Here is a 16,400-nt window from a genome sequence, read left to right as displayed (position 1 = left end):
GCTGGCGTCTTATCGTCAAACGGGGCCACTAGCGCGGCGTCCATCGCACCTCCATGAGTCACAGCACCAGCATAGGCGACCTCACCCTAACGACATCGGTTCAACCACACGTCCCTTATCCATGACGACAACCTCCCCACCGTGGTCATGGCCATGACTGATCTCCACCACCGTTACCGCCGGCAGACACCGTGCCAAGTTTGCTCGGATTTCTCCAGCCAGTCGAGGATCAAGAGAGGCGGTGAACTCGTCGAGCACGAGAACGCTAGGCCGCTGCAGGATTGCCCGTGCCACCGTCAGTCGCTGGGCTTGTCCTCCCGACAACCTGGTGCCACGTGGGCCGATCATTGTGCCCAGCCCCTGCTCCATCCCTCGCACCTCAGCGGCAAGACCCACCTCATCAAGCACACCCCATAATTGCTCATCAGTGGCACCCGGAACCGCCAGCCTCAAGTTGTCAGCAATCGACGCGTTGAGAAGCTCGACCCGCTGAGATACCACGGCGATGGAGCGACGTAGGGAGTCCAGGGTGAACGACGAGACCGGCTCGCCATCGAGGAGAACTTGGCCACAATCGGGGTCGTAATGGCGCAGCAGCAAGTTGACCAATGTCGTCTTACCTGATCCGGACGCTCCCATCACAATGACGTGTCCGCCGGCGGGAACCCTGAGGCTCACGCCCTCAACAGCAGGAGGCAGAACTGTTCCATCCGCATCACGGTAGGAAAAACTCACGTCGCGCCACTCGATGACCGGCGAATGATCGAGATGGAGTTCTCGCGGACCATCCGCAACCTCCGTGGGTGCGTGACTGATCTGCCACAACCGCCGGGCTGACGCCAGAGAATGGTCAAGATACCCGACGGCATCCTCAATTCCACGCGGTCCCTCAACGATTCTCAGCCCAGCGGCGGCTAGGGCACATACTCCGACGGTACTGAGCCCCTCGTGAATCGCCATCAAGGACACTGAAACGACAATGACGATCTCCGCCGCCACACAAGCGGATCGTCGGACAGCCACGTATCTACGAGCACGGGCCGAACTATCGGCAATCTGGCTGTCGATATGAGCCATCTCAACCATCCGATCGTGCTGGCGGCCGTATCCGACCACTTCAGCGGCACCAAAGACCGAATCAGTGACGTGTGCCGCAAGTTCTCGACGAAGTCTCAAGACCTTATGGGTGGCGTCCAGACTGGATCTGGTTCCGACAACCAGCAGGACCGCGATGAGAACCACGAGCACGGCAGCAGGTATCGCCACGACTGACCATCCGTAAAGAACTCCACCGGTAACGACAGCTATCAGCGGGGCAAGAAAAGCTGCCACAACGGGAGCAAAGGTGTGGGCGTAAACGACCTCGATACGGTCAACATCTCGGGTCAGGCTGGTCAGAACGTCGCCGGTACGCGAATGACTGACCACAGCCGGAGCCTTGGGCCACAGCTGGGAAAAGGCATGGGTTCTTAGCACCTCGAGGGCCTTGAACGCCACGTAATGACCGCTGAATTGTTCCAGGTAGAAGGTCACGGCCTGCGTCAAGGCCAGCCCGACCAACCACCCCAGCCAGGCCCACACCGACCAGCCGGAGGTGACCACAGCGACCATTCCGCCGGCCGCAACTGCGAACAGCCCCATATCGGCAACCAAATGAATGACCCTCATGACGGCCGAGAAGTAAAGGGGCGGATGAACCGGACGGGTGATCCCGGTCAGCCATTTCACGACCTCGCGTGTTGATGGTTCAATCATGCTCGGTCCTCACTCCCGGCTCGCTCCAGATCCTCGCGGGTCACCTCGTCGGCACAAACGGGGACCAAGGTGCCGTCCGCAACCCGGTATACCTTGCTGGCCAGGTCTAGGAGACGGCGGCGATGGGTGACCATGACGACCGTGGTGTCTGCGCTAATCCTGGAGATGGCGTCGATGATCCGCTGCTCAGAATCAATGTCCACGTGCGAGGTGGGCTCGTCGAGAAGAAGGATTTTCCGCCCGGATAGAAAAGCCCGTGCCAGTGAGATGCGCTGGGCTTGGCCCCCCGAAAGCAGGCAGCCCTGTTCACCAACATCAGAGTCCAATCCACGAGGCATTGAAGCAACATCGTCAGCGACATCTGCACGTTTCAGTGCTTGCCACATCTGTTCAGCAGTGGCATGCGGATTGGCGACAGCGAGATTGTCAGCGATTGTCCCGGCGAATAACCACGTCCGCTGATTGACCGACGCACTTACTCCCCGGATAGCACCGACCCCGGCGATGTCGGCGTCTAAACCGTCGACCACGACTTTCCCAGTGCGCGGGTGCAGCGTCCCTGTCATGACTCCAAGAAGAGTCGACTTACCAGCCCCGGAGCGCCCCACGATGGCAATACGGGATCCGCGCGGAATAGCGAGGTCAATACCGTGCAGAATGTCCGAATCTCCATATCCGACGGTAACGTCACGAAGCCTAATAGCTCCTGAACCGTCACCGGTGGTGGGGCCGTCACCACCTGCAGATACGGCCCTCGGTGCCTCCTCAAACCACCTGCTGATGGCCTTCTTCGAGGCTATGCCGCCCATCCCGATATAGAAGAAGGCTGAGACCTGGTGCAGCGGCTCCAGCAGCAGGACCGACAACAGCACGATGATGATGGCCGCCGTCGCCGAAATATGGCCGTTCTGCCATCGCGTCATGGCCATTCCTGCCGACATGACAATGAACAGCAGGGAAAACAGGCCGTCTATAACGATGATGACGACCTGGTTTCCCGCCAACAGCTTCATGATTGTTCCGCGGTTGGTTTCACCACGCCGACGCAGATCGTCTTCGACTCGTTGCCCAGCTCCCAACATTCTTATGAGAACCAGGTTCGAAATGGCATCCAAGTAGCGAGCAGTCAGGCGCGCTCTCTCCCGTCGAGATTCCGAAGATCTCTTGCGAAACAGCCTAAGAAAACCCGCGATCAAGGCCGGAATCACAGGGCACATCACCAGCAGGACGAGTCCGGTGAGCCAATCCAGGCCGACGAGGATCCCAAGGCACACAATGACGGGGGTGGCCAAGGCGGCGATCATGTCCGGATAGAACACTTGGCGGTACTCGCTCACCCGCTCCGCGTTGTCGCCGACCAACGTGACGACCCTGCCGCCCTCGTCAGGAGCTGGTGGCGCGGAGAGGGATCGCCGATAGAGGACGTCGAGGATCCGGGGATGAAGGGCAGATTCTTCGGCTCGAGCATGACGCCCTGACATCCCCATGGCGACGCCTGCGGCTGCCGCCGCCACGACACCGCCAACTCCCATCGCCCAGTACCACCCAGGATTGACGACAAAGCCCTCGAGATGACCACCGATGGCCTGTCCTACGGCAACGAGAACAAGAGCCGTGGCAACAATCTCAACAAGGTGTACCGCACCCACCATTCGAGCCCGGTGGGACGATCGGGGCGACATCACCGATGGTACAACTGTGGGCATGGTGTCCTTCGTTCGGCGCGGGTGGAAGTCCGGGGCCGCCTGGGTAGTACAACGAGTTCCCCGGTCGGCAGCGTGATGACGTCAATGGGCCATCCGTACACGGAAGTGAGGTTACCCTCCGTGACAACCTCCTCGGGTTTGCCGACCGCCACGAGCTTCCCTTCAGAAAGCAGGGCGATCCGATCACAACAGGCCGCCGCCAATCCCACGTCATGCATCACCGCGACGACGGCGCACCCCGCTGAAGCGAGTTCATGACAGATTGCCATGGTGCGTTCCTGATGACAGATGTCGAGGGCGGCAGTGGGTTCATCGAGAAACACGCAGGGAGCATCTTGGGCCAATACCCGTGCCAAGGTCACTCTGGAGCGCTCTCCCCCAGAAAGTGCGGTGACCTCTCGGTCCGCAAGTCCGGCGACCTCGGTACGCTCCATCGCCGCCTCGACGAGAACCTCGTCCTCCGGACCCCTCTGGTGTGGCGATCGACCCATCATCACGATGTCGTGAACGAGATAGGAAAACGGGAACTCACTGAACTGCGGCATCACGGAGCGTCGCAGCGCCAAATCAGGACGCGTGATCTTCTGAAGCGGGACACCATCGAGTTCTATAGTTCCCTGCCACCCGTCGAGATCTCCGCACAGCACACTCAGCAGAGTCGTCTTGCCAGCCCCGTTGGGGCCAAGCAAGCCGACGAATTCTCCGGCATGGATGTCCAGATCAACACCATCGAGAATCGTCCGTTCCCCGTACCAGAAGGAAACACCACGGGCACGAATCATCACAACGCTCTCCCCCGCCGCATTCCCCTTCGTAGCAGGACGAAGAAGGTAGGCCCACCGACAATGGCCGTGAAGATGCCGATGGGAAGATCGGCGTAGGGCACCAGGGTGCGAGCAGCAACATCTGAAAGAGTCACCAACACACATCCGCCCAACAACGATGCCGGAATGAGCCAGGTGTTTTTCGGACCGATGACCAACCGAAGGACATGGGGCACGATCAGCCCGACGAAGGTGATGACCCCAGCGTAGGCCACTGCGGCAGAGGTGAGCAGGGCGGTCAGCGCAATTGAGGACAGCCTTAACCGATTGACGTTGACGCCCAGGTGACCGGCGGCCCTTTCGCCCAAGGCCAAGGTATCGAGTTTGGCAGCAATGAATACGGCCCACAGGATACCGACTGCAGCCACCGTTCCGACTGTCGCCACCTGATTCCACGTGGCACCGTTGAGGGACCCCATCTGCCAGAAGACGATCTGGTCTCGTGCGGTCGTCGGGGCGACATAGGTCGACGCCGAAGTGATCGCCGAACAGATTGCAGTCACGGCGATACCAGTCAGTACCAGCGTGGTTGATTCTGCTTGTTGTCCGGAGCGAGCCATGACGTAGACGGCACTGGCAGCCAATAATCCCGACAGAAAGGCGGCGGCAGGAACACCGAACCCGGCCAGGAAGGTGGGAGCCGCCACAATCATGATCGACGCCCCCACTGCGGCCCCCGAAGAGACACCGATGACACCGGGCTCGGCTAGAGGGTTCGAAAACAGAGCCTGCATGACAGTTCCAGCCACTGCAAGGCTGGCTCCCACTAGGAGGCCCAGGACGATGCGTGGGAACCGAATCTGCCACAAGATCGACTCAGCCATCGGATCAGTCAGTGAACCACCAAAGACGGCTCTGACAACGTCGGTTCCTGCGACTCGATACTGTCCGACCATTGCCGAGACCAACACGAGGCAGCAGACCACGACAACCAGGATGCTGAAGGTAATGACTCTGGTACGGGCTCGTCGAGTAAGTCCCGTCCGCGCAGTCACAGGGTGGGCAAGAGTACTCATTTAACCCCATACAATGCCTTGGCAACCGAGGTCAGCACCTCACCGGTCTGGGGGCCGAACGACAGGGAGATACCATCCGGGATGGCAATGACGCGCTGGTTCTTGCCGGCAGTGGTGTTGGCCACTCCGGCCCTCTTCAGCAAGCCCTTCATGCCTCCGGTGGAGGCCAGCCCATCCTTCATGACGAAGATAGCGTCTGGGTTGAGGGACACCAAGGATTCTGCATTTGCGGGGGCTATGCTCTTGATTCCCTTGTCCCCGGCAACGTCGTCGCCACCAACTCCGTGGATGAGTTCGCTGGCTCCATCCTCCGAACCGAGGATGAAGAAGATTCCTGCTGTCCCGCGCACGTAGAGCATCGCCACCTTCATCGGCTTTTTCGGAGCCCACTGGGCTATGTCTTCCTTGGCCGCGTCGATCTCGTCCTGAGTTCGCTTCACCAGCGCCTCACCGGCCGCAGGATTACCGATGGCTTTCGCGACAGCGCGGATAAGGTCAGGAGTCTTGTCGACGCTGCGATGAGGGTCGACAAGGACGACGGCAATTCCCGACTCGCGAAGCTGGTCAAGGGCTTCCCGAGGACCGACACTGCGGTCGGCAATGATAAGGGTCGGCTTAAGGGCGGCGATGGCCTCAACATTGAGGGTGTGGCCGTTCTCGGTGACGACGGGAACATCGTGTAACTGCTTCTCGGTTGACGAAACAGTGCGCCCGACGATCTTGTCGCCCATTCCCAGTCCGATGAGAGTACGAGAGAGAGTGCCGTAGAGATCGAGGGCCAGAATCCGGGAAGTATCGGTGATCGTGACCTTGTTGTTCTCGACATCTGTGAGAGTGACGGGAAGCTTCTGGCTGAAAGACCCATCAACGGGAGCCGGATCGGACAGGTCCGGCACCTCGGTAAGACCGCGCAGAGTGCGTGGGTCGGGCAGCTTTTGCGCCGTCGCTGAGGGAGCTACCGAATGGGTTGATGACGGTGTAGCGGTCACAGAGCTGGGAGACGTTTCAGTCTGTGTGGCCGAAGGAGCACACCCGGTCGCCAGCATCGCAAATACGAGACTGACTCCGGCAATTCGACGGCGCATCCGGGGCATAGGACGACCTTTCGTGGAAGTAGTGGGGGTGGGGTCAGTCGACCCCACCCCTAGTTAGATTGGATCGATCAAAGCTCGCAGTAGCGGCGTCGGCAGGCCACTGCCGTCGCGGCGACGACGATCAGGGCCAGGCTTCCTGCAGCGGCGAGATCACCGCGGGCAGAAGACGGCCCGAGAGCGCCAGTGGCTGGAAGACCAGGGCCGGAGGTTCCGGTAGTCCCGCTACCGTCACTAATGACCTTGCCGGTGACAGCATCGATGGTGACGTCATGGCAGACCTTCTCGGAGGAGAGGGTGAGCTTGGAAGTCAAGGAGTCCATCGGCTCGCCGGTCTTGTAGAATCCGGCAAATGCTTTAGCACCGATAGCCGTCAACTTGACCGAAGAGCCATTGATCTTGACGTTACCTGAGGTGGAAACGGAGAAGGTTGCGAAGTCAACTCGTCCATAGTCGGTCTTCTTCCCATCGGTGGAGGAAGACTTGACGGTCAGGTACACGTGCCCCGTCGATCCCTTGATGACCAGAGACGGGTTGGAGAACGTCACGTCCAAAATGCCCTTGTGACCGGTCATGTGAATGGTACCGGAGTAATTGAGAGTCCCCGACTTGGTGGCGGGATCGAAGGACCCGCTGCTCACGGGGAAGGTGAATGCAGACCCATTCCAGTCGGCACCGTTTGACAGTTTCCAAGAGCCATTGGCGATCGGACCGCGCAAGTAGCTGGTGAATGAGGTCCTCAAGCCCCACGTCAGGGAACCGCCAGCCACCTTGGCCTTGCCGTTGGTGCAGACCTTTTTGGTAATGGTGCGATGGGGAGCAGGAGTGGTGGCAGCAGGCTTTGTTACGGGCTTGCTCGTCCGGGCAGGCTTGGCCGGAGTCTTGGGCTTAGCTGCAGTCGACGACTTAACGGGCGTGCTGCGCTTGGAAGGAACTGCCGGCTTAGCAGGAGTGCTGGGCTTGGCCGAAGTTGAGGGCTTCGCAGGAGTGCTGGGCTGAGCAGGAGCGCTAGAGGCCGGAGGCACTGGAGCCGCCTCATAGGTCACCGGAGTACGCGTGTCATTGGACTTGTCGGCCACCCCGGCACCATGAGCCTTGGTCGTCAGAACGACGTAGTCTTTGCCCTCCTCGAAGGCCGGGACATACATCTTGATAGTGAACGAACCGTCTGCGGCCATCGGTGCCGCTTGGGCAAAGCTGGAGCCTGCAGCTTTCATCTCCGGCGTGTAAACCCAGATCGTGGAGGGAGACTCCGTCATGGGCTTATTCGGGTCATAGCCGACGAACTTGTCCGAATTGCCATAGAACTGCTTGACCGACGATGGAGCGACGGCAACGTACACGCCGGCGCCCTTCGTCGCGAATCCCTTTCCGGTAATGGTGATGTTGCCACCATCACGGGATGCTTGTGAGACAGTCACAGTCGGACTGTCGGCCGCCCACGCTGCCGGAGCGACCAGAGCTCCAGCCAGAGCCAACAAGGCCCCGAGCACGCTGGCGACAAGTCTGCGCATGGCCGATGTGGTCATGAGACGTCCCCTTTGCTAATAGATACGACTCACCTTGAGTCGCCGTATAGCTTAGCCTTACCTAATCATTGTGCGCAAGGGTGGAACGCTGCCCACAGCTGTGTGTACAAGGGGTGATATCAAAAATGCTCCGCCATCACGCGACCATCTCAGACCACTCATAAAGCACGAGGGGCTCCGCCATGATGGCGGAACCCCTCGATGTTACGAGAAATCAGCTGAGCATTCAGTTGTGGGTCAACTTGTCACGGAGGGCCTGCAGGGCCTCATCGGAAGCCAACGAACCCTCAGCTGGTCCGCTGGTGTAGGAGGACTGAGCGCCACCCTCGGCGAGAGCGGCCTCCTGGTCTGCCTGCTCGGCCTCGATAACCTGCTTGCGGTGGGCCTCCCAGCGAGCCTGGGCCTCGGCGTACTGCTGCTCCCAAGCAATGCGCTGCTCGTCGTAGCCCGGCTTCCACTCGTTGGTCTCCGGATCGAAACCCTCGGGGTAGATGTAGTTGCCGTCTTCGTCGTAGGAGGCGGTCATGCCGTACAGCGACGGATCGAACTCGTCAGATTCTACGTCGATACCCTCGTTGGCCTGCTTGAGGGACAGCGAAATACGGCGACGATCGAGGTCGATGTCGATGATCTTGACCATGACATCGTCGTTGACACTGACGACCTGCTCTGGGATCTCGACGTGACGCTCGGCCAGCTCTGAGACGTGAACCAGACCCTCGATACCGTCCTCGACGCGGACGAAAGCACCGAACGGAACGAGCTTGGTGACCTTGCCGGGAACAATCTGGCCGATCTGGTGCAGCCGAGCGAAGGCCTGCCACGGATCTTCCTGAGTTGCCTTGAGGGACAGCGAGACGCGCTCGCGGTCCATGTCGACATCCAGCACCTCGACAGTGACGGGCATACCGACCTCGACGACCTCGCTCGGGTGATCGATGTGTTTCCAGGACAACTCGGAAACGTGGACCAGACCGTCCACACCGCCAAGATCGACAAACGCGCCGAAATTGACAATCGAGGAGACGACGCCCTTGCGAATCTGACCCTTCTGCAGCTGGTGCAGGAAGTTCTGGCGAACCTCGGACTGAGTCTGCTCAAGCCAAGCGCGACGAGACAGCACAACATTGTTGCGGTTCTTGTCAAGTTCGATGATCTTGGCCTCGATCTCCTGACCAACGTAGGGCTGAAGATCGCGGACACGCCGCATCTCAACGAGGGACGCGGGAAGGAAGCCACGCAGACCGATATCGACGATCAGACCGCCCTTGACGACCTCGATAACAGTGCCAGTGACGACGCCGTCCTCTTCCTTAATCTGCTCGATCGAACCCCATGCGCGCTCATACTGAGCACGTTTCTTGGACAGGATCAGGCGACCCTCCTTGTCCTCCTTCTGCTGGACGAGGGCCTCGATCTCATCACCGACGTTGACGACCTCAAACGGGTCCACGTCGTGCTTGATCGACAGCTCCTTGGACGGGATAACACCCTCGGTCTTGTAACCGATGTCAAGGAGAACCTCGTCGCGGTCCACCTTGACGACGGTTCCAGACACGATGTCGCCGTCATTGAAGTACTTGATGGTGGCGTCCACAGCGGCCAGGAAGGCCTCCGGGCTGCCAAGGTCGTCAACCGCCACAGATCCATCGGCGGCGTTGGCGGCTTTCTGCTGGTCGATGTCGACCGGGTTCGAGGTGGAGGCCTCAGTGGAGGAGGTCATGTAGTAGGACTCCGATTGATGTCAGGTGGTTTGAAACGCGTTACAGCCCCGATCCTAGGGATCGAGCACGATCTACTCCCGTCCGAGACCGCACAGACGATAACGCAGAAATCAGCGTAATACCCGGGCCTGCGAAGGGTCAATCCAACCGCCTCGAATCTCCCCGGCGAAGCCGTACGCCCCCAGCGCAACCGACGCTCAGGGCCAACAATGCGAGGAAATTGTGAGCGTAGAGTATCCTATCGGCGAACCGAGAGATCGGGCACCCTTACTCGGGAGATACTCCCTCTACATCAAAGCCTCACCTTCCACATGGAGGACAACACAGCTATGACCGATCAGTCTCCTAGACACGGGGCGAACGATCCTTCGACGGAACCGGACGAGAACGGACCCTCCTACTTTTCAACCGATGACGCGAAGTCGAGTAGCCCCAGGTGGCGAATCGTCGCAATCGTGGTCGTCATCGCGCTCATCATCGCGGCCATCGCGGCCATCTTTACTCAGCGTGACAAGAACGACGACTCAGCCAGCGGCCCGGCAACCAGCTCGAGCGCATCGTCAGCAGCCCCGGCAGCCTCGTCCACCAAGAAGCCTCCGGTCCCAGCGGGCTGCATGAAGGACCCGAAGCCCATCGTTCCGGTGAAGTACTCCATTGACCGCATGAAGGTCTCTGCGAAGGTGCTGTCCGTCGGACTCGACAGCGCTGGTGCAGCTGGAGCCCCACCACGTGACGACCCGTCCTCCATGGCGTGGTTCAACCAGGGTCCCAAGGTGGGTTCCGACAAGGGCAACGTGATCCTTACCTCCCACACTTTCCACATCGGGGAAGCCCTGGGTAACCGGATGTACGACAAGAACGACGGCATCAAGCCGGGAGACATTATCCGGATTTCAGATAAGGCCGGGAACACGGTCTGTTACCGCTACACCCACAACACCAAGGTGTGGGTGAAGGATTACGACCCGAACTCAACAATCCTCTACAACAATGATGGCCCAGCCCAGGCTGTCATCGTGGTCTGCTGGGATTACGTCAAGGGCAAGGGACACGAGTCACGGGTCCTGTTCTACGCCGAACCAGTGGCCTGATGTGACAGGTTCACCACAAATTCATATCAAGCTGCCCTAAAGACGAGCGCGCACATTCGGTCATACTTAGAGTTAGAACTATGAACCGAGGTGCGCGCTCATCCATTTCGTCCACGCTTCTAACCGATCTACTGGAGGTGCTCGGGGAGGCCAAAGTCAGCCACGATCCCCTCGATTTGGCCGCAATAGCTCCTGACGCATCCCACTATTTGCTTACTCCTGGTGTCCTCGTGCGTGCGGGGTCAACCTCCGATGTCGCAGCGGCCATGGCGATTGCTCAACGCCACAAAGTAGCCATCAATTTCCGTTCCGGCGGAACGAGCTTGTCCGGGCAAGGCCTGACGAACGGCATCATGGTTGATACCCGCCGGTCGTTCCGTGGCATCGAGGTTCTCGATGGTGGCCGCAAAGTTCGCGTCCAGCCCGGGGCAACTGTCGTCTCCGTCAATTCCGTCCTTGCCAGGTACGGTCGCAAACTCGGCCCCGACCCAGCCTCATCAGTAGCCTGCACTCTAGGCGGAGTTCTCGCTAACAACTCCTCAGGCATGAGTTGCGGCACCGCCGCCAACTCCTACCGAACCCTGGATTCCATGGTCTTCGTACTTGCCTCGGGGACTGTCGTCGATACCTCCGATCCACAGTGTGAAGACAAGCTGGCCTGTGCCGAGCCAGAACTCGTTGAAACCTTGCTGGAGTTGCGCGACCAGTGTCGCGAAAAGGCCCACGCTGAAGAGATCACCTTCCAGTTTTCTCGGAAAAACACCATGGGTTATGGACTCAACGCCTTCCTCGACTACGACACCCCAGCCCAGATCCTCTCCCATCTCATGATTGGATCCGAGGGGACCCTCGGGTTCATTGCCTCGGCCGTCATGAACACGGTAGAGATCATGCCGAAACTGGCGACTGCCCTACTCCACTTTCCTACCCTCGACGCCGCAACCAAGGCCCTTCCTGCACTGGTGGAATCTGGTGTTACCGTCACCGAACTCATGGATTCCTCCTCCCTACAGCTGTGCCGCGACGACCCGACCAATGGCCACATCATCCCGCCAGCTCCCGGAAGCACAGACGCTGCTCTTCTGGTTGAGTACCACTGCCCAGACGAGCAGTCCCGCAACGACGCCATTGCGGCTGGTAACAGCGTCATTTCTCATCTGGACCTTGTTAACGAACCCACTTTTACTGACGACCCCGCAGTTCGCGGCCCTATCTGGACCCTGCGCAATGGCCTGTATGCCAAAATTGCCGGCACCCGACCCTCCGGACAAACGGCGCTCCTAGAGGACATTGCGGTCCCCGTTGAAACCCTCGCTGGGGTGTGCGGAGACCTGCAGCAGCTCTTCAGCGAGTACAACTACCCTGAATCGATCATCTTCGGCCATGCCAAGGACGGCAATATTCACTTCCTGGTTCTCGAGGACTTCCGCGAGAGGAAGGGTCTGGACCGATACGAAAGATTCACCGAGGACATGGTCACTCTCGTCCTCAACGCCCATGGCACCCTCAAGGCCGAGCACGGCACCGGGCGGATCATGGCACCCTTTGTGGAACGCCAATACGGGTCAGACCTCTACCGGGTCATGAGGCAGGTCAAAGAGTCGGCGGACCCCACAGGTGTGCTCAACCGCGGCAGCATCATTACCGATGATCCCAAACTGCACCTCAAAGAGATCAAGCTCACCCCGACCGTTCAAGAAGAGGTCGATCGCTGCGTCGAATGTGGTTACTGCGAGCCGGTGTGCCCGTCCCGGGATCTCACCTTGACCCCTCGCCAACGCATCATCATGCAGCGAGCGATCGCTCAAGCCCGCGACGACGGTGACGAGGAACTGGCAACCGATCTCCAAAGACGTGCCACCTACCCGGTGGTGCAGACCTGCGCGGTCGACGGGATGTGCGAAACAAACTGCCCATTGCACATCAATACGGGTGATCTGGTTCGTCGGCTACGCGCCGAGCAAAACCCGGCCGCCTGGCAAACCACCTGGGACCTCGCCGCCAAAGGATGGAATCCTTTTGTCTCGGCGGCGAGTGTCGGAATGTCCGCCCTCAAGCCGATTCCGGCTGCTGCCACGAATGTGTTCACCAGTGCCGCACGGAATGTGCTGGGAACCGACCGCATACCAAAGGTCTCCGATGAGTTACCTGGCGGCGGACAGCGGCGAAGCTCCGGACATCGGGACGCCCCGAGAGGACGACCTGAAGTCGTCTACCTGCCGGCTTGTGTCAACACCATGTTCGGCGGAGCGGTTCCTGGCGAGGAGACCCTGGAATTCTCAATCATTGCGCTTCTCACCGCAGCCGGGATTGGGGTCACGGTCCCTGAAGGCATCAATTCGCTGTGTTGTGGCACGCCGTGGAAGTCCAAGGGAATGACCAAGGGGTACACGACAATGCGACGTCGTGTCGTTGCCGTCATACGCCAGGCCACCCATGACGGGGAACTGACAGTCATCTCGGATGCCGTCAGCTGCTCGGAAGGGTTCATACACGAGCTTGAGTACGAAGGGGTCAAGGGAATCCGAGTCGTTGACGCCGTGCAGTACGTTGCCGAGGAGGTACTGCCGATCCTGCCGCCCCTTCCCAAGGTGCCATCGGCTGCCCTTCATCCCACCTGCTCCTCAACACGGATGAGCTGGAATGACGCCCTGAGGCGCTGTGCCGAGGCGGTGGCAGATGAGATTGTCGTCGCCAATGCCTGGGGCTGCTGCGGATTCGCAGGAGATCGCGGCATGTTACATCCCGAGTTCACCGAATCAGCCACGCGACGGGAAGCAGCCGAACTAACGACCCGGGACTTCAATCTCTATCTATCGGCAAACCGTACCTGCGAACTCGGTATGCAACGGGCCACCGGCAAGCCGTGGCGGCATGTGCTCTCGGTCCTCGCCGAGCGAATGGTGACGTATGCACCGGCGTGATCGGGGATTCTCACTCACTATTGGCGTGGCCCTCAGTGCGCAGCGTCGAACCAAGATCGTCCGACCCCGATCGACACAGTTAGAGGCACCGATAGCTCCATGGCGTGACCCATCGCGTCGATGACGATCTCGCGAACCTTCTCCTCCTCACCGTTGGCGACTTCGAGGATGAGTTCGTCATGGACCTGTAACAAGACGCGGCTCCTCAGACCAGCCTCCTCAAGCTTGTCATCGGTGGCGAGCATGGCCAGCTTGATGAGATCAGCGGCTGATCCCTGGATGGGTGCGTTAAGGGCAGCCCGTTCCGCCATTTCCCGACGCTGACGGTTTGTCGACGTGAGGTCAGGCAGGTAACGCCGACGTCCCAGCAAGGTCTCGGTGTACCCCTGTCGCCGAGCCTGGTCGACGACTTCTTGCAAGTACTCGTGAACCTTCCCGAACATACTGAAATAGTCGGCCATGAGTGCCTTGGCCTCACCGACGCTGACCTTGAGCTGATTGGACAGGCCATACGCACTCAGCCCGTACGCCAGGCCGTAATTCATAGCTTTAATCTTGGAACGTTGAGCGACGCTGACATCCTCGGGAGCAACCCCGAAAACATGGGATGCCGTCACGGTGTGGAAGTCCTGCCCGGATCGGAACGCGTCGATGAGAGATTGGTCTCCCGAGACGTGAGCCATGATCCGCATCTCGATCTGGGAATAGTCGGCACTCATAAGGGCCTCGTACCCATCACCGACGACGAATCCTTCCCGGATACGACGCCCCTCCTCGGTCCGCATCGGGATGTTCTGGAGGTTCGGATCCTTGCTTGACAGACGCCCGGTAGCTGCGATCGTCTGCATATACGTGGTGTGGACCCGACCGTCGTCACGAACTTCCTTGAGCAGACTGTCAACAGTCTGACGCAATTTGATGGCATCACGGTGCTCCAGCAAATGGGCCAAGAAAGGATGCTCAGTCTTCTCGTACAATCCGGCCAGGGCAGCGGCGTCGGTGGTGTATCCCGACTTGGTGCGTCGAGTCTTCGGCATGTCGAATTTGTCGAAAAGCACCGCCTGCAACTGCTTGGGGGAAGACAGGTTGATCTTCTCGCCGGCCTCCTCCCACGCAGCTTCCTGAGCACGGGTCACACGCTCGTCAAATTCAGATCGCAGCTCCTCCAGAATGTCGGTGTCAACGGCGATTCCGGCCCGCTCCATCGATATGAGGCACCGTTGCACCCCCATCTCGACGTCATGGAGCAGCTTGCCTCCACCCCGATCTTCGACCTCCTTTTCCATGACGTCGGCCAACATGGTGACAGCCACTGCCCTCTCCATGGATTCAGCGGAACGGTCGTCACCAAAGTCGAGCATTTCCTGGTCGCACTGGTTCTCTGTCTTCCCAAGGGTGACGTTGAGGTGAGTACGCACCGCGTCAGCAAATTTGTGAACACGGCGATCTGGGTGAAGCAGGTACGAGGCAAGCTCGGTGTCACATGTCAGGCCGACAACCTCCCAGCCTCGCTCTGCCAATGCCTCGATGGGACCTTTCGCCGAGTGCATAGCCTTGGCGCGCCTCTCGTCTGCCAACCATGCGGCGAAGGCCTTCTCATCATCCGGTCCAAGGTCGGCCACGTCAAACCACACCGCTGTGCCGTCTGAGCCTCCCAGTGCGACAGCCTCGACATCACCTGACCCGCTGCCCCAGGCACCCGTGACGTCTATACCAACCCGGCCTTCGACCTTGGAAAGCCAGTCTCCCAAAGTGCCTGATGTGAGCACAGCACCGGAAACGTCGAGGGTCTCGTCGGTCTCAACAACCTCGTCAGCGTCCGACTCCAACGCAAGCACATCGTCCCACAACTTCCGGAATTCGAGGACGTCGAAGAGCGCGCGGGTAGCCTTCGGGTCCCAAGGCTGACGAGCAAGCTCGGCCAGGGTGATGTCAAGGTCCAGGTCACGTACCAAGGCGTTGAGCTTGCGGTTACGGATGACGTCACCAAGGTGATCTCGGAAAGACTGGCCAGCCTTGCCTTTAACACTGTCAGCCTCGCGAATGAGGTTTTCCAGACCGTCATAGGCCTTGAGCCATTTCATCGCCGTCTTGGGGCCGACACCGGGAACACCGGGGAGATGGTCAGCGCTCTCCCCTACCAATGCTGCCAGTTCCGGGTAACGAGCCGGGGGCACAAGGTATTTCTCCTCGACACTCTCGGGTGTCATACGGGCGATTTCAGAAACGCCCTTGTATGGATAGAGCACCGTCACTTGGTCGTTGACGAGCTGCATCGCGTCCCGATCCCCCGAAACCAGCAGAGTCTTGAAACCCTCGGCGGTCGCCCGGGTAGACAGGGTTGCAAGGATGTCGTCGGCCTCGTAGTTCTCCTTGGACAGATAAACGATGTGAAGAGCGTCGAGGATTTCCTTGATGAGGTCGATTTGGCCGGGAAACTCTGGCGGAGTGGCGGCACGTCCAGCCTTGTACTCGGAGTACTCCGCCGTGCGGAAGGTGCCGCCTGCCAAGTCCCACGCCACCGCGACGTGGGTAGGTTCCTCGTCACGCAACAACTTGATGAGCATTGCGATAAACCCATGCACCGCATTGGTGTGCTGGCCCGTCGAGGTGATGAACTTCTCCATTGGCAAGGCGTAGAAGGCCCGGAAGGCCATGGAATGCCCGTCAAGGACCATGAGGGTGGGCTGCGTCGTCTCGCTCATATCTTCGACTCTAGAGGACGCCACGGACAGTACTA

The 16,400-nt window shown here is 59.6% G+C and carries 10 protein-coding genes; 2 read left to right on the top strand and 8 right to left on the bottom strand.

Going from position 1 to position 16,400, the window contains the following annotated elements:
* Positions 1-81: 81 nt before the first annotated feature.
* From Q4B98_RS01085 to rpsA, 7 genes are all read right to left on the bottom strand, one after another.
* Positions 82-1,755 (bottom strand): amino acid ABC transporter ATP-binding/permease protein, encoded by a 1,674-nt coding sequence (locus Q4B98_RS01085; protein WP_303194835.1) that lies wholly within the window; start codon positions 1,753-1,755, stop codon positions 82-84.
* Positions 1,752-3,437: an ABC transporter ATP-binding protein/permease gene (locus tag Q4B98_RS01080; RefSeq protein ID WP_303194833.1), complete on the bottom strand. Its 1,686-nt coding sequence runs from the start codon at positions 3,435-3,437 to the stop codon at positions 1,752-1,754. Before Q4B98_RS01080 ends, Q4B98_RS01085 begins: the two co-directional genes overlap by 4 nt.
* Positions 3,437-4,243 carry a heme ABC transporter ATP-binding protein gene (locus Q4B98_RS01075; protein ID WP_303194831.1) on the bottom strand — a complete coding sequence of 269 codons (807 nt, stop codon included), beginning with the start codon at positions 4,241-4,243 and terminating at the stop codon, positions 3,437-3,439. Before Q4B98_RS01075 ends, Q4B98_RS01080 begins: the two co-directional genes overlap by 1 nt.
* Positions 4,243-5,301 (bottom strand): iron ABC transporter permease, encoded by a 1,059-nt coding sequence (locus tag Q4B98_RS01070; protein ID WP_303194829.1) that lies wholly within the window; start codon positions 5,299-5,301, stop codon positions 4,243-4,245. Before Q4B98_RS01070 ends, Q4B98_RS01075 begins: the two co-directional genes overlap by 1 nt.
* On the bottom strand, positions 5,298-6,197 hold the full coding sequence (locus Q4B98_RS01065) for a hemin ABC transporter substrate-binding protein (protein WP_303195553.1): 900 nt from the start codon (positions 6,195-6,197) through the stop codon (positions 5,298-5,300). The genes Q4B98_RS01070 and Q4B98_RS01065 overlap by 4 nt, the downstream gene beginning before the upstream one ends.
* A 266-nt stretch (positions 6,198-6,463) precedes the next feature.
* Positions 6,464-7,921, bottom strand: coding sequence for an HtaA domain-containing protein (locus Q4B98_RS01060; RefSeq protein ID WP_303194826.1), 1,458 nt, complete (start codon positions 7,919-7,921; stop codon positions 6,464-6,466).
* Positions 7,922-8,147: 226 nt separating this feature from the next.
* Positions 8,148-9,644, bottom strand: a complete 1,497-nt coding sequence (rpsA, locus tag Q4B98_RS01055) for a 30S ribosomal protein S1 (RefSeq protein ID WP_303194824.1) — start codon at positions 9,642-9,644, stop codon at positions 8,148-8,150.
* Between the two features lie 456 nt (positions 9,645-10,100).
* Here rpsA and Q4B98_RS01050 point away from each other — a divergent pair, with 456 nt between their 5' ends.
* On the top strand, positions 10,101-10,736 hold the full coding sequence (locus Q4B98_RS01050) for a class F sortase (protein ID WP_303195552.1): 636 nt from the start codon (positions 10,101-10,103) through the stop codon (positions 10,734-10,736).
* A gap of 80 nt (positions 10,737-10,816) precedes the next feature.
* Complete coding sequence (locus tag Q4B98_RS01045) at positions 10,817-13,660, top strand: FAD-binding and (Fe-S)-binding domain-containing protein (RefSeq protein ID WP_303194822.1); 2,844 nt, start codon at positions 10,817-10,819, stop codon at positions 13,658-13,660.
* 32 nt (positions 13,661-13,692) lie between these two features.
* On the opposite strand, the gene polA is transcribed toward Q4B98_RS01045, so the two are convergent.
* Positions 13,693-16,365 carry a DNA polymerase I gene (gene polA, locus Q4B98_RS01040; RefSeq protein ID WP_303194821.1) on the bottom strand — a complete coding sequence of 891 codons (2,673 nt, stop codon included), beginning with the start codon at positions 16,363-16,365 and terminating at the stop codon, positions 13,693-13,695.
* Positions 16,366-16,400: the final 35 nt, after the last annotated feature.

It is taken from the genome of Cutibacterium sp. (assembly GCF_030525615.1).
GTDB lineage: Bacteria > Actinomycetota > Actinomycetes > Propionibacteriales > Propionibacteriaceae > Cutibacterium.
This window is presented reverse-complemented; position numbering and strand designations above follow the sequence as displayed.